Here is a 15,673-nt window from a genome sequence, read left to right as displayed (position 1 = left end):
GATAAGGAACAGTAGTGGGTCCTGTACATGACAGAGAGTCGGCGGTTGGTGCAAGCCGATTGACAGTATTTCACGAACTCGCCTTGGAGAAATGCGGTGATTACACCATCCTGTGCTTGAATGTTTGGCATTCGTTCAGGAATGGAAATCCGCATCGGTTAACCGCCGTTACAGGTCCAAAGGGAGTGGATGACGAAGCACGTTCGTCCGCTAACTAGGGTGGTACCACGGGAATTCAACCTCTCGTCCCTAGCGCTGCAAACGCTATGGATGCTGAGGTTTTTTTGTTGCAATAAAAGTGAATAACCAAGAGGAGGAACAATAGATGAGTGAAAATCACCAGCCGAAGCACGGCTATCAGCCGCAGGTTATGGAGAAAAGTTGGCAGCAGTATTGGGATGAGAACAAAACGTTTAAAACAGGTGAAGACCCGGGTAAACCGAAGTTTTATGCACTCGACATGTTCCCCTATCCATCCGGTTCAGGTCTGCACGTAGGTCACCCGGAAGGGTATACGGCAACAGACATCGTTTCCCGTTTCAAACGTATGCGTGGTTATAATGTGCTGCATCCGATGGGCTGGGATGCTTTCGGCTTGCCTGCTGAGCAGCACGCTCTGGACACGGGCGAGCACCCGCGGGAAATTACATTCCGCAACATCGACAATTTCCGTCGTCAAATCAAGTCCCTTGGTTTCTCGTACGACTGGGATCGTGAGATCAGCACAACAGACCCTGAATACTATAAATGGACACAATGGATCTTCATCCAGTTGTACAAAAAAGGCCTGGCATACGTAGATGAAGTGCCGGTTAACTGGTGTGAAGCGCTGGGTACGGTACTGGCTAACGAAGAGGTTATTGACGGCAAAAGTGAGCGCGGTGGTCATCCGGTTGTACGCAAACCGATGCGTCAATGGGTACTGAAAATCACGGAATATGCAGAGCGCTTGCTGGAAGATCTGGAAGAGCTGGATTGGTCCGAGAGCATCAAGGATATGCAGCGCAACTGGATTGGGAAATCCACAGGTGCAGAGGTTATATTCGCCATTGAGGGCAGTGAAGAAGTTATTAAAGTGTTTACAACACGTGCGGATACCCTGTTCGGTGCAAGCTTTGCCGTTCTTGCTCCTGAGCATGAATTGGTCGATGCAATTACGACAGCAGAACAGCGTGAAGCCATTAAGGCTTACCAGGAGCAGGCTGCTCGCAAGAGTGATCTGGAACGTACGGATCTGGCCAAAGAAAAAACAGGCGTATTCACTGGTGCCTATGCGATCAATCCGGTTAATGGTGCAAAGCTGCCTATCTGGATTGCGGATTATGTGCTCGCAGGATACGGTACAGGAGCGGTTATGGCGGTTCCAGGTCATGATGGTCGGGACTGGGAATTTGCGAAGCAGTTCGGTCTGGACATCATTGAAGTTATCCAGGGTGGGGACGTAACACAAGAGGCGTATGCCGGCGACGGACCGCATGTGAACTCCGACTTCCTGAACGGACTGAATAACGAAGAAGCGATTGCGAAAATGATCGCATGGTTGGAAGAGAATGGTAAGGGGCAAGGGAAAACAACGTATCGCCTGCGCGATTGGTTGTTCAGTCGTCAGCGTTACTGGGGTGAGCCGATTCCAATTCTACACCTGGAAGATGGAACAATGAAGACGGTACCGGAAGATCAACTTCCTTTGCTGCTGCCGGATATCGATCAGATCAAACCTTCAGGTACTGGGGAGTCTCCACTGGCGAACGTAACGGAGTGGGTAAATACGGTGGACCCAGAAACGGGAATGAAAGCCCGCCGCGAGACCAACACGATGCCACAATGGGCGGGAAGCTGCTGGTACTATCTGCGCTTTATCGATCCACACAACGACAAAGAGCTGATCTCCCAGGAGAAACAGCAGCAGTGGCTGCCGGTTGACCTGTACATCGGGGGAGCCGAGCATGCCGTGCTTCACCTGCTGTATGCTCGTTTCTGGCACAAAGTGTTGTATGATCTGGGCGTGGTGAATACCAAGGAGCCATTCCACAAACTGGTGAACCAGGGTATGATTCTGGGAACCAATAATGAGAAAATGAGTAAATCCCGTGGTAATGTCATTAACCCGGATGAAATTGTGAATGAATTCGGAGCCGATACACTGCGTCTCTATGAGATGTTTATGGGACCACTGGAAGCTACCAAACCGTGGAATGCTAACGGGGTAGAAGGCATGTACCGCTTCCTGTCACGCGTATGGCGTCTCTTCATCAACGAGGATACTGGAGCAATCAACGACAAAATCACTGTGGATGGCGGAACGGAAGAATTCAAACGCACAGCTCACAAAACGATCAAAAAAGTTACGGATGATCTGGAACATCTGCGTTTCAACACAGCGATCAGCCAGTTGATGATCTTCATCAACGATGCTTACAAAGCTGATACATTGCCACGTGAAGCGATGGAAAACTTCGTACAGCTCTTGTCCCCGCTGGCACCGCACATGGCGGAAGAATTGTGGAGCCGTCTTGGACATGAAGGAGGCATCTCCTACGTAGCTTGGCCGGAGTATGATGAATCCATGACGGTAGATGCTGAAGTGGAGATTGTTGTACAGGTCAACGGCAAAATCGTAACCCGGGCAACGATTGCCAAAGATCTCGATGCACAGGGCATGCAAGACTTTACAATGGAACTGGCGCCTGTCAAACAGGCTCTGGAAGGCAAGACCATTCGCAAGGTCATTGCCGTTCCAGGCAAACTTGTTAATATTGTTGCCGGTTAATTTCACCGGCTCTAAATACTTCATCCAGCTTTAACAAGTCTTCTTCATACTTGTCGTGGGTTGTATGGATAAGGCTGTCAAAAACACCGTCCAGACTGTTTTTCATTAAAGCAAGTGCCTGGGCGGTAATGCCACCGGGAACGGCAACGCGAGCCTGGAGCTCTTGGGGTGTATATCCTCCTTCCGTCAGCAGCTTGCCTGTTCCGAGGAGCATTTCACCTGCAAGAGCGCAGGCGTCTGCGCGTTTGATCCCTGTTAGTTTGACAGCACTCTCGATCCATTGTTCCAGAAAGAAGGATATGAATGCAGGTCCGCAGCTGGAAAAGTCGGATGTGATCCGCGTGCAGGCTTCATCGACTTGGTAAGGTCTGCTGAAGTGACTGAGAAGTCCCTCCAGAACGGATCGGTCTTCAGGGGTCATGCGTTCGCCATGAATGCACAGGGATGCTCCGCTGCCGACCTGGTGTGTAACGCTGGGGATGATCTTGGAGACTTTGCAAGGAAGTGAAGATTCCAGATGGCGCAGCTGCACGGGACTCGTAATCGAGACGATGATATGATTGGAATTTACAACAGGCAGAATGTCGTCAATAACATGCTTGAATTCGAGTGGTTTCACGCATAGAAATATGATGTTGCTTCGGATGACAGTTTCCCGATTGCTCTGTGATTCATGCAGACCGGGATAACGGAGGGATAACTGACGCACTTTGGAAGGGGTCCGATTGCTTGCGGCGATCTGCCGGGGCTCAAGTGCTCCGGATTGAATCAAGGCATAGATCAGCAGGCTTCCCATGCTGCCGGTTCCGATAAATCCAACCTTCATTGTTTCAGGCCTCCTTTCATGCTTTACGGTACTGGCGCAGTTCGTTCCTTCTAGTCTATGCACCAGGACTTGTATGACATGACATGAAAAAAGCAAAGCTTTGATTTCACCAGCAACATTTAACGGTTCGGAAGCACCGCCCGTGTTCAGAATATTTATTTTGAAGACAGGGAGAGGTGGGGGAATCATGAAATGGAAACAGGGAGTAGCCATTGCTGCTGCGGTGATAGGAAGTATATTCATATTATGGTCGGGCAAAAGTGAACAGCCGCCTTCTGGCTGGGAACCCATGCAGCTCGGCACCGAGACGCCGACGAAAGAGCAGGATCCCTCTGCTGTGCAGTCGGCTGTTTTGGGTCAAGGCGAAGTAAAGGTTACTGCGGATGAAAATGCGAAGAAAGCTGTTGATGTTGCTGATTCGAAGGAAACTGAACAGGGAAAACCTGTCGATGAAGAGGCCGGTTCAAATAGCGCGTCAAACGAACCAGAGGTTGCTTCGTCAACGGCAGCGGCACCTGCTGCGGAAGCTGGACAAGAAAATATCCAAACTGCTCAGCCGGTACAGGATATCGATAATGGTAAAATTGATGTTAATACTGCACCTGCTTCCAAACTTACGGAGCTTCCGGGCATAGGGGAGAAAAAAGCCCAGGCCATCATCGACTATCGAAATGCCCATGGTCCATTTACCAAAGTGAGTGATCTGACAAAGGTCAAGGGAATTGGGATGAAAATGTTGGAGAAAATGGCCCCCTATGTTCAGATCCGATAATGGCTGTAATAAAATGATTACGAATAGTAAACCAAAGTTTTCTTATGTTAAGTAAATATGCATTGCAAAAAGTGTAACTTATTAACGAACGGGAGAGGAAACGAACATGAGTACAGCAGACGTACGCAAAGATTGGGATACTTATTTCATGGACATCGCTTATATGGTCTCAACCCGTTCCCGCTGTTCGCGGCGCCATGTGGGGGCCGTGCTGGTTCAAGGTAAAAAATTGCTTGGAACAGCGTATAACGGTGCACCCATGGGCGTTCCCGACTGTTCCGAAGCCGGATGCATGATTTCTGAAGAGTATGAGCTGGTGGTGACGGATGGCCAGGAGGAAATGATTAAAAAGCAGCGGTGTATACGGACAATACATGCGGAGCAAAATCTGCTTCTGTTCACCGATCGAAATGACCGTGAAGGGTCTTCCGTGTACGTGACGGATGAACCCTGCTGGACGTGCTCCAATATGCTGGCGAATAGCGGCATAACGGAGATTGTTTTTCACCGCCCTTATCCCAAGGATACAGGCAAAGTGACACGCATGATGGTTCAGAAGGGAATAACATTCCGCAGGTTGGAGAATTATCAACCGCCGCGTGAAACCATGATGACGATTAGTGATTGAAGATGATCTAATGCGACTGGATGTTTGAAAACACAGGCAGGATCTCTTTTTAAAAAAAGAATATTGCTCAGTGCGTTGATGGGGAAGAACCCCCGGTTTAGCTGGTTCAGCTGCCGGGGGTTCTTTGCGTTCATTTATTTATGGCGGAGGGAGGAATAAGTTAGTGAAGGGTAGACCTTTGGTAGTGTTCACCGTCTGTTGGTTATGCGGCAGTGGGCTGGCATGTGCGTTGACTGGATGGACACTCTTTTGGGGGATGCTAGGTGCTATTGCCTGTTTGCCATTTCTACTTGGATGGATTGGGTTGCGCGGGTGGTCCGCGTTGTTGTTAATTGCATCGCTAATGGGTGGTGCTGTGCACTGGGAGTGGAATGAGGCTCGGAATGTTAGCAGTTTGCCCGAGATTACTCATATGGCAGTAGAGGAGTTGGACGGGTACGCTGCAACGCTTCATGCAACATTGGATTCAGACGTTCGGATTGACGGCGACCGGGCAGACTTTCAGATTCTGCTTGCTTCCATTGAATCGCTAGGAGAGGGCCAATCCGGGACAGATTCAGAGATTCTTCAGCTGCCTGCCAAAAAAGAACGCCTGATGGTGCAGGTGCGATTGGCTGCAGAGGAAGAACAGCAGGTGGCGGCAGAATGGCGACGAGGGGATGCAATCACGTTGACGGGTTCCCTGGCGCTGCCTGGAGAAGCGAGGAATTTCGGCGGTTTTGATTATCGGAATTATCTAAAGACACAGTACATCCACTGGTTGTTCAAAGTGAAGGGAGCCAGTTCGGTAACAGCCACCTCTCCTGAAGGGGTTGGGCAGTTCAATATACTCCGCTGGAATGACCTGGTGAGAAACCAATTGGGTTCTGCTGTAGACAGACTGTTTCCCGAACCACATGCAGGGTACATGAAAGGGCTTATTATCGGTATGGCAAGTGACATCGATCCCGATACGTATGGTCAGTTTTCACAACTTGGACTTACGCATATACTGGCTATCTCGGGTACACATGTTGCGGTGTATGTGGCGTCGCTATTACTTCTGATGTCGTGGCTGAGGTTGACACGCGAAACATCACTTACCATTGCCTTGTTGTTAATCCCTGCCTATGTTCTGTTATCTGGAGGTTCACCTTCCGTAATTCGTGCAGGGATTATGTCCATGATTGGTTTGTATATGGCCAGGCGAGGGCTGACCAGGGATGGACTGCAGATGATCAGTGCAGCTGCCTTGATGATGATGTGGTGGAATCCCTATTTCTTGCTCAGCGTGAGCTTTCAACTGTCTTTTCTCGTGACTGCAGGGCTGATGATCTATATGCCTCTTATAAATCGTTTATTTAACGGATGGCCCAAAGCCATTGCAGCGACAGCTTCAGTGACGGTAACCGCACAGCTTATTTCTTTTCCAGTTACTATTTTATATTTCAACCAGTTTTCACTGCTTTCCTTCGCAGCCAATTTTCTGCTTGTATCTTTAATTAGTGCTGTTGTACTGCCGCTTGGGACGGTCGCACTTCTATTGTCATTCCTATGGATGCCTCTGGCCAAACCTCTTGCTTGGGTTGCAATGTTACTCAACAAACTGACATTTGTGAGCGTGGAATGGATGAACAGCCTGCCGGGTTTTGTACTCATTTGGGCTACACCTTCTCTATTATGGATTGCGGCATATTATGCGGTTTTATATGTACTTTTGTACCTTCTTCGTCAGGGGAAAGGAGAGATGTTGCATACCTTGAACGTTGAAGGAGACACGGTACCATTGATTCATGCTTCCCCAGAACGTCGTATGGTTGAAGCGGTTCAGCCTGGTATGATCGTTACCCCGACAAAAAACCAAGGTAGGGGTGATCAGGTTCGGAGCGACAGCTCTGGATCAATGACTACACTCAGTGCAAGCATTGCGTGGCCGGAATATACAAGTGCGTTTATGGCACGAGGTGCAGGCTACTATGGAAGTGAACGGATGAGTTTGCTTCATAAAGGGTTGTGTGGTTTGCTAGTTCTGATTCTTGTTGCCGGGTTGGGCTGGGCTTACCGGACTCCACGGCCTCCCGGGACTGGGGTCGTTCAGTTTCTGGATATTGGCCAGGGGGATAGCACATTAATTACTACGCCTGGAGGTAAACATATTTTGGTGGATGGTGGTGGTACAGTTCATTTTGGCAATCAGGAATCCTGGAAAATTCGGCGAGATCCCTACGAAGTGGGGGCTAAAGTGGTTGTACCTTTATTGAAAAAACGTGGTATTCACCGACTGGATGCGGTCATTCTGACGCATGCCGATCAGGATCACGCCGGAGGCTTGCAGGCCGTGCTTGAGCAGATTCCGGTTGAGCGCTTCATGTTTAACGGCACAACAAGTGGCAAAGACAATTTCGAAAAGCTGCTGGATACAGCTGTAGAACGACATATCCCTTTATATGCCATTCAACAAGGAATGTCATATGCACCTGATGCAGAGACCATGCTTCATTTCATAGCACCGGATCTGGATTATTCACTGAATGAAGGAGACAGGCTACCTGTGTCTGAACACCAGAATCATGATTCGGTTGTATTCCTTCTGGATATGGCGGGGGCTTCCCTGTTATTCACAGGAGATATGGATGCGGCAGCAGAACAGAATCTATTATATATGATCCAAGACGGATCTCTTGCGGCTGCATTCAAACAAGAGCGAGATTCGTTCTCTTTGTCTACCGCCACTCGAGCGGCAGTCGATGTATTGAAGGTTGCGCATCACGGCAGCAAGACTTCGTCGACCGAGGCATGGCTGCAGTATTGGAATGCCCAGTCAGCAGTCATTTCCGCAGGAGCCAACAATACATACGGACATCCCAACCCGGGTGTGCTCGAACGCCTCGAAGCTGTGGGTTCGCAGATATACCGAACAGATCAGATGGGCGAAATTCAGATGAGAATAAAGGACGGCAAGATTGACGTACGTCAAAAATTGATTATGGATGAATTATGAATTTTCGCCCAGTGCAGGACAATGGTTATTTTTACCGAATAATGATTAGTCCCAGTTTTATTGGGCACCAGCGATACCGAGATACATAATAAGAAGGGGATAAGAAGCAATGGGATACGAAGCAATAGGCTACGAAGAAACAACACGAAAGAACGACGGAATGAACCAGCATATCAGAGCCAAGTGGCTCAGAATAACATTGATGTTGTGTATTGGAGTTATCTTTTCCAGCTTGCTGCCCGGTCAGTCTCCTGCGGCAGCAGCATCCACTACAAGCAGCTCGATCATTTCCGTGCTGGATCGTAACCACTATTTACTGGACAATGGTACGGTTTGGTCCAAGGGCTTGACCAGTGGAGTCTGGACGCAAAATCGAAACCTGGTTGGCATCTCCAAAGGTGATTCTCATTCCCTATATGGCTGGACTACGGATGGGCAAGTCTATCGTTGGGATGTGGACAACCCGCAGAAGCCTGAGATCAATCAATACAATGGCGTAGAAAAGGTGTATGGAAATGGTTTGATACTTCTACGGGATGGAACACTCCACGACGATGGAAAGCAGATTAAAGGCTTGGAATCCATTATCGACGTCGGTCCTTATCCAGTGGATCGTAATTATGCATACGGGGCATTATCTTCGTCGGGAGACGTTTATTATGCGGATTATCGTAACATTGTTCGAAAAGTAGGGAATGTAGCGGATGGAAAAGCCGTTGCCACCAATAGTGCATATGCTGCTGTTCTGAAGAGCGACGGATCCGTGGTTATTGTTAACATGATGTATGAAGAGGAGCAGGTACAGGTCGCGAGTGACGTTCAATCCCTAATCTGGCAAGGGAATACACATAAACTGCTAACGGTGAAGAAAGATGGCACGGTATGGAGCTACGATCGTACGGCTAAATATAAGTCTGAACGATTGCCGGGGCTAATGAATGTCGATCAGCTTATATATTCGTATGAGCTGGATGAATTATATGCACGATTACAGGATGGCTCTTGGGTTGTCTATAATGAAGGGCAAATGGTACCACTCCAGGTCCCTACATTAACTAAAGTAACATTAACAGCATCGGTGAAAGAAGCTGTTATTGGAGATGAAGTTGAACTTTCGGTTCAGCAGACATATAGCAACGGTTTTAAAACCAAGCGTCAGCCGCTGCCTGCGGAAATAACGTTGGAAAATCCTCAAGTTGCTAAAATTCAGAGTGACGGCAAACTTGAGGTTACAGGGATTGGAACGACCAAGGTAACAGTCACAATAGAAGACCTGACTTCAAGTATTCAGTTGAATGTTGGAGTGCAGCAAAAGCTGACAGGAGCTGCGCTATTAAATGGTACCATATATTTGCCAGTTCAGTCAGTGTTTAAGACGTTAGGAGCCAAAGTCGATGTGAAAGGATCGTCTTTTGTGATTCAATTTGGAGATGACAAGATCACTCTGCAAAAGGGGAGTGCAACTGCACAATTTAACAATAAAGATCTCAAGTTAAAAGGGAAGGTGCAAACTATTGGAGGACAGACGGTATTTCCAGCAAGCCTCTTGAGCCAGACTGCAGGGATTAAAGTTCGATGGGATGGGGAGCTAAAACAGGCAGAGGTTCTGGTCGGTAAGTCATCCGTTCTTATTGAATCGAAGGATACACCCGCTCTTATCAAGAAAAAAGAACTTGGAAGTCTTAGTCGATTGATTGGAAAATCGTATTGGATTAATAGTACCACCGAGCTGGGGCAACGTTTCAGCAAAGTAACAATAACGGATATCAAGATGGATAAGTATGATTCTGGAGATAAGAGCTACTCTGTAGTATTTCGTAACGCGAAAGGTAAAACGGTTGTTGCTTATGCCGGAGGCACTGCCAGCCAGGTCACGGAAATGCTGTCGGATGCGGATCAATTCTTCCCTTATGACCCCTACCAAAAATACAAATGGTCGCAGTCCACGTGGAAGAAGATTATTGCCGGTGAAGTCGCTCTCGGTATGACGACGACACAAGCAGGATTGGCTTGGGGAGACCCCACGAGCATCACCCAAGAAATGGGTTCAAAGGGGAAAATAGAAGTGTGGGTCTATGCTGGGCCGAATTTATTGCGTGCCTTGAGCTTTATTAATGGAAAACTGATTAGTATTTATTAATGCAAAAAAGCCCGTTTCGGCTAGCCTCCCAGTTGGAGTATAGCCGAAACGGGCCATTTATTAATGAAATGAATTATTCAACGCCGTCCTTAAAATGTTTGTTCCAATGTTTGTCACCTTTGTGCAAAAGGTCTTCCACTGTTTTTTCCAGTGTGAGGAGAAGCTGCTCTCTGACATCAAGTACAGTTTCTCTGTACAGACGTTCTTCCGATCCGACGATTTTATCGCCGTATAACGCCTGTGCAGCGGTATATTTACGGTGTTCCTCAACCAAAGTATCAATGGATTGCAATGCATGTTCCACAAAATGGGAAATGCTTTGATATTCCTTCGGCATTTGTTCTTTTAATATTTGAATTTTCGCAAGAGCTGTCATGCTCATCACCTCGTATTATGAATGTAAATTTACAATACACTATTTTCATGAAAATTACATTAAAAAGAGCTTAAATTTGGACAAATTTCGACTTTTTTTATTTTTGAAAACTTTCACGCGTTTATCTATAATGTATGCCATTGCAATTGAATTGAGTCGTGTAAGTAATGGAATGGCTGGTTGAAGCGGCGTGGTGACTCAGTATGCAATTTCTGTTATTCTAAGATAAGTTTCAGCGGCCCTTCATACATAAGCCGTTACTTTGTTGTGGTAATATTCACATCTAGTACCGTATTCTAGAATTATGCTGAGCTTAGTAAGCGATAACAAGTGTGAATGTTCCATTGTTTTACCTTTTCTGTCTAAAAAAATACTTAACTTTGCAACAATTTTATTGATGAACACGTCTGTAAGGTTGCAGGGAGAGGGGGATCCTTTGTGGTAGAGCCGGAACTCATCAGAGCCGCTCAATCGGGCGATCGCGACGCTCTAATTACCCTATTGCGGGACATAGAACAGCATGTATACCGAACCGCATATTACATCTTAAATAATGAACAGGATGCTTTGGACGCTGCTCAGGAAGCATTGATCCGAATCTATACCAAAATTAATTCCTATGAAGAAAAAGCCCAATTCAAAACATGGGTGCAGCGCATCGTAACGAATATTTGTATTGATAAATTCAGAAGAACCAAGCCCTCGGTCTCCATTGACGAGCATGAGATGGTATTTCAGGATAATCAGGATGTGGAGTTTGAAGTCATGTCCACGTATGTTGCCAAAGATATTCAGGATGCGATCAACAAGCTTCCAGAGCATCATCGAACGGTAATCGTACTCAGATATTTGCAGGATTTATCGTATAACGAAATTGCGGATTGTCTTGATCTTCCGCTGAATACAGTCAAATCATATTTATTCAGAGCCAGACAGCAATTGCAAAATCTACTTCAGGAGTATCAGAAAGGTGGTGTGACAGGATGAAATGCGAAGAGGTGGTGGAATGGATGCACCGGTATCTGGATCATGATCTGGGCGACGCGGAAACTGCGCAGATGCTACAGCACGTGGCCCAGTGCCCGGAGTGCGCCGAGAATTTTAGTTTGCTTAGAGCTCTTTCCAGAGAATTAGAAGATTTGCCGCAGGTGACCCCGAAATTCAGTTTGGTTGATGCCATTATGCCTCAATTGGATGCAATTGACGAAGCGCGGAGGGAACAAAGCAGTACAATACAGGAAATGACTCCTGTCCCTGCTGCATTCGAGAATTTACAACGTTCAAGTGAGAGCAAACCGAAGCAGAAGTGGCTTAATTCCATGGTGGGCCGGATGTCCATGGGTGCGGCTGCGGCGGCAGTCGTGCTGGGAGTTGCGATCTTTGGTTACGAACCTGAAAAGGTGGAGAATGCCGAGTCTATGATGATGAGTTCTGGCAGCACTCAGGAGACTGGTACGGTTGAACAAAATGAGCTAAGTCGGGAGCTGGAGAATGACGAATCCTTACCGCCTGATAGCAATAACGGTCCATTCGTGGATGATACTGAGAATAAGTCTTCCATGGCAGAAAAGATGGATCCAGAGATTGTTCCTGATGAAAATGAGTCAGATAACGTACAGGAACCTAAGGTGACGGATAACCAAACGCCAAACCAGTCAGGCCCGACGTCTGGATCGGACAACAGCACGGAAGCTCGAAATACTCCCTCTGCTCCTAATACTTCCGATAGTCAGAAGAGTCCGGATCAAGGACAGGATACGCAGCCCAAAAATCAGGATTCAAGTACAGCTGCGGTACCCCCTGCAGAAGAGAATGAAAAAGAATCAACAGAAACAAGTGACCGTAGAGATCCAGAATCATACAACACACAGGGAATCGCGCCTGAGGTAGAAATGAAGGAACCGACTGAAGATAATCAATCTTCCAGTACCGATTCAGGAGCTGCGTCGCCGAATGGCAGTAAAGAATTTGTGGCACCGGATCAGGGGATAACCTCTACCATGACGTCGAAGGAATGGAGTTCACCAGATGGATCTTATGTGGTCATGCTGATCGATAATCAATTAAGTGTGTATTCCAAATCAGCTACGGATTCAGACGTTCTGAATCTGGTGGAACAACGCAATCTGGAAGGTACATTGAAGACAGCCGGCTGGTCCAGCGACAGTACCTCGTTTAACTATGAGACAGACAAGGATGGAACCACGGTAAAGAATTCATTTACTGTACCTTCAGCCTCGGCTGGAACTTCCACCAAATAATTCGGAGAATGTGAGCCTACTCTCTCGAATCAGCAGAACATTTCAAGCTTGGCAAGAATATACTGAACGTATCAATAACGTCCTATCTCAGTTGTAACAACTGACGTCGTATGACCGGAGCCCAGCCATTTCTAGAATCGCTGGTGTCCTCGTTTATATAGATGTAGGACCAGGGGGCCTTCATTCGTTATTAAGGATGAAGGCCCCTTTGTTGTCTGTCCAGTTTTCTGGTAGGATAGTAGGGATAGGGGGCACCGTGATGGATGTGAAAAGTGCAACAAAGGCGATACGGAGTGGGGAGACGGCTCCGATATATGTGCTGTACGGAACGGAGAAATACCAGATACAGCAATTTACGGAGATGTTAAAAGAACAGGTTATTGAGGAAGAGCATCGGGATTTTGCGATTATTCCGTATGATCTGTCCGAAACACCTGTAGAGGTGGTTATTGAGGAAGCGGAGACGGTTCCCTTTTTGGTTCCTCGGAAATTAATTATTGTAAGGGATGCGAGCTTGTTTACGGCAGGTAAAGAGTCCAAAATGGATCACCAGGTGGATCGTCTGCTTACCTATATGGATAATCCGGCTGATTACAGTACCATTGTTTTCCTTGCACAGGGGGACAAATTGGATGAGCGTAAGAAGTTGGTAAAGGCAGTTAAAAAACAGGCAGTTGTTCTGGCTTTCGCTCCACTGAGCGGAGAAGAACTACTGAATTGGATCGTGAAGCTTGCGAAGCAGCGGGATGTGTCCTTTGAAGCAGGGGCTGCCGATACACTTGTGAGTTATGCAGGGACAGGTTTGCAGACTCTGTCTGCTGAAGTAGACAAGCTGTGTCTGTACGCGGGTAACGGAGGAACCATCCGCCGTGCGGACATTGAGTCGTTGGTAGCGCGCAGTACGGAGCAGAATGTATTTGCCTTGGTGGAGGAACTAGCCAATTTGCGTCTGGAGAAAGCGCTGGGACTGTTCTATGAACTGCTGAAACAGCGTGAAGAGCCCATTAAAATTGCAGCCCTGATCGCTCGTCAGTTCCGAATCATGATACAAGTAAAAGAGCTTGGGCAGCAAAGTTATTCGCAGCAGCAAATTGCCAGCCAGCTTGGTTTGCATCCATATGCCGTTAAAATTGCCGGAGAGCAGGCTCGCAAGTTTCAACCGGAACGGCTCAGAAACATTCTGAGTCATCTTAGTGAGCTGGATTACCAGATGAAGACAGGTGCAGTCGATAAGGTGCTTGGTTTGGAGTTGTTCTTGCTTAGACTTGGGGCATAATGACTGCATCGTAAGATCAAATTGATTCGCAATAAAAGAACCCGTATCCGGATAGATCACCGGATACGGGTTCTTTATTCATATACTTATTAGACCAGATACTAAAAAATCCTGAAAGCACGGTGCTGTTCAGGATTTTTCCATTGGATCGTATAAGTAACGCTTCTTACGCTTGTGCGGAAAGAGCGTTCAGTTTTTTCGCCAAGCGAGACTTTTTGCGTGCTGCAGCATTTTTATGAACCAGACCTTTAGTTACAGCCTTGTCCAGCTTTTTGGAAGCAGCTTGAATCGCAGCTTTTGCAGTATCAACTTCGTTGCTTACCAGAGCAGCATCAGCAGCTTTAACAGCTGTACGGAGTGCAGATTTCTGGGAAGCGTTGAGTGCGCGGCGCTTGTCGCTCGTTTTTACGCGTTTAACAGCGGATTTGATGTTTGGCATTACATTCACCTCCTGTAAGGCATTCGCATGAATACAAACGTTTCACAACTTAAAATATTCTAGCACGCTAGCATGTAAAATGCAACAAATATTCCTATAGTGTTCTCGGCATTGCATAAAGAACCCCTTTTCCCCACACAATATGCTCAAATGCGGTAAGGGAGGCAGGAACAGATGACGCTTGATTTACAGAACTATACCGTTCGCACTGACTTGGCAATCGACTCAAAGGAGATGGCTCAGGGTTCAAAGAAACAAACGATTCCCGGGCTGCGGGAAGACGTAGAAGAAAAAGACGGCATTACCATCACACGGATTGATGTGCTGAACGATGCTGCCGCAAAGACCATTGGACGTGTCAAAGGTCATTACGTCACACTGGAAGTCCCGTCACTACGTAACGGGGACACCGAACTTCAGGAACGCGTGGCAGCGGAGTTTACGCGGGAGATGGAGGATTTTCTAACCAAGGCTGGGGTTAACAAAACATCCAAAGTGCTTATTGTAGGTCTCGGTAATTTGCACGTAACTCCTGATTCGCTTGGTCCACTGGTGGTCGAGAACTTGATGGTAACCCGTCAGTACTTTGAATTGGTACCGGATCAGGTGGCACCAGGATATCGTGAAGTTAGTGCCATCGCCCCTGGTGTGCTTGGTACTACAGGAATTGAGTCGAGCGACATTGTACAGGGGATTGTGGATCGGACCAAACCGGATGCCATTATTGCCATTGATGCATTGGCCTCTCGTTCACTTGAACGTGTCAACACCACCATTCAAGTGGCTGATATCGGGATTCATCCTGGTTCAGGTATCGGCAACAAACGGCGCGGACTTACCAAAGAGATTATGGGTGTTCCATGTATTGCCATTGGTGTACCAACCGTGTGTTATGCTTCTACTATAGTAAATAATGTCATTGAAATGATGAGTGCACACTTCCGTCAAGAGACGGATCAAACGAAGCAGATTATGGGCATGCTGGACGATATCGGTGAGCAGGATCGTTTAAGTTTGGTGAAAGAGGTGTTGGAGCCACTCGGACACGATTTGATTGTTACTCCAAAGGAAATCGATGAATTCATCGAGGGAATTGCCAACGTTATTGCGACAGGCCTGAATGCTGCCCTGCATGACGCAGTGAATCCGGATAACGTTGCGGCGTATACTCATTAATCAGTAAACCATCACAGGCAGAAAGTCCG

At 47.3% G+C, this 15,673-nt stretch carries 12 protein-coding genes and 1 other annotated feature (1 of these 13 cut by a window edge); of the genes, 9 read left to right on the top strand and 3 right to left on the bottom strand.

All coding sequences use genetic code 11. The features are described 5' to 3' along the window. Positions 1-254: a binding site (T-box leader), on the top strand; it begins 11 nt to the left of the window's first position. A gap of 71 nt (positions 255-325) precedes the next feature. Further along, complete coding sequence (leuS, locus tag AC3RCI_RS21230) at positions 326-2,770, top strand: leucine--tRNA ligase (protein WP_336780526.1); 2,445 nt, start codon at positions 326-328, stop codon at positions 2,768-2,770. Here the strand turns inward: leuS and comER are convergent. Beyond that, the gene (gene comER, locus AC3RCI_RS21225; RefSeq protein WP_095359528.1) at positions 2,751-3,596 is read right to left on the bottom strand and encodes a late competence protein ComER; all 846 of its coding nucleotides are present in this window, start codon (positions 3,594-3,596) and stop codon (positions 2,751-2,753) included. The genes leuS and comER overlap by 20 nt on opposite strands. Before the next feature lie 187 nt (positions 3,597-3,783). Here comER and AC3RCI_RS21220 point away from each other — a divergent pair, with 187 nt between their 5' ends. From AC3RCI_RS21220 to AC3RCI_RS21205, 4 genes are all read left to right on the top strand, one after another. Then, positions 3,784-4,368 (top strand): ComEA family DNA-binding protein, encoded by a 585-nt coding sequence (locus AC3RCI_RS21220; protein ID WP_492471432.1) that lies wholly within the window; start codon positions 3,784-3,786, stop codon positions 4,366-4,368. Between the two features lie 106 nt (positions 4,369-4,474). Beyond that, positions 4,475-4,996, top strand: coding sequence for a deoxycytidylate deaminase (locus AC3RCI_RS21215; protein ID WP_492471433.1), 522 nt, complete (start codon positions 4,475-4,477; stop codon positions 4,994-4,996). 163 nt (positions 4,997-5,159) lie between these two features. Then, a complete protein-coding gene (locus AC3RCI_RS21210; protein ID WP_492526243.1) occupies positions 5,160-7,976 on the top strand; it encodes a ComEC/Rec2 family competence protein in 2,817 nt (938 codons plus the stop codon). 109 nt (positions 7,977-8,085) lie between these two features. Further along, complete coding sequence (locus tag AC3RCI_RS21205; protein WP_492526241.1) at positions 8,086-10,116, top strand: copper amine oxidase N-terminal domain-containing protein; 2,031 nt, start codon at positions 8,086-8,088, stop codon at positions 10,114-10,116. Between the two features lie 73 nt (positions 10,117-10,189). Here the strand turns inward: AC3RCI_RS21205 and AC3RCI_RS21200 are convergent, their stop codons facing one another. Further along, positions 10,190-10,492: a hypothetical protein gene (locus tag AC3RCI_RS21200; RefSeq protein ID WP_492526239.1), complete on the bottom strand. Its 303-nt coding sequence runs from the start codon at positions 10,490-10,492 to the stop codon at positions 10,190-10,192. Between the two features lie 438 nt (positions 10,493-10,930). Here AC3RCI_RS21200 and AC3RCI_RS21195 point away from each other — a divergent pair, with 438 nt between their 5' ends. The 3 genes from AC3RCI_RS21195 to holA all read left to right on the top strand — a co-directional run bounded on the left by AC3RCI_RS21195 (position 10,931) and on the right by holA (position 14,029). Next, on the top strand, positions 10,931-11,479 hold the full coding sequence (locus AC3RCI_RS21195) for an RNA polymerase sigma factor (protein ID WP_095289827.1): 549 nt from the start codon (positions 10,931-10,933) through the stop codon (positions 11,477-11,479). Then, entirely contained in the window at positions 11,476-12,753 is a 1,278-nt protein-coding gene (locus AC3RCI_RS21190) for an anti-sigma factor family protein (protein ID WP_492526238.1), read from the top strand. The genes AC3RCI_RS21195 and AC3RCI_RS21190 overlap by 4 nt, the downstream gene beginning before the upstream one ends. A 259-nt stretch (positions 12,754-13,012) precedes the next feature. Further along, a complete protein-coding gene (holA, locus tag AC3RCI_RS21185; protein ID WP_492526236.1) occupies positions 13,013-14,029 on the top strand; it encodes a DNA polymerase III subunit delta in 1,017 nt (338 codons plus the stop codon). A gap of 166 nt (positions 14,030-14,195) precedes the next feature. Here holA and rpsT read toward each other — a convergent pair whose 3' ends face one another. Next, entirely contained in the window at positions 14,196-14,468 is a 273-nt protein-coding gene (rpsT, locus tag AC3RCI_RS21180) for a 30S ribosomal protein S20 (protein WP_024628504.1), read from the bottom strand. Between the two features lie 174 nt (positions 14,469-14,642). Between rpsT and gpr the strand changes: the two genes are divergently transcribed. Further along, positions 14,643-15,644, top strand: a complete 1,002-nt coding sequence (gene gpr, locus AC3RCI_RS21175; RefSeq protein ID WP_095289832.1) for a GPR endopeptidase — start codon at positions 14,643-14,645, stop codon at positions 15,642-15,644. Positions 15,645-15,673 lie beyond the last annotated feature (29 nt).

This window comes from Paenibacillus sp. MT124, assembly GCF_058792755.1.
Note: the sequence above shows the minus strand (reverse complement) of the source record. Positions and strands in the feature narration are given on the sequence as shown.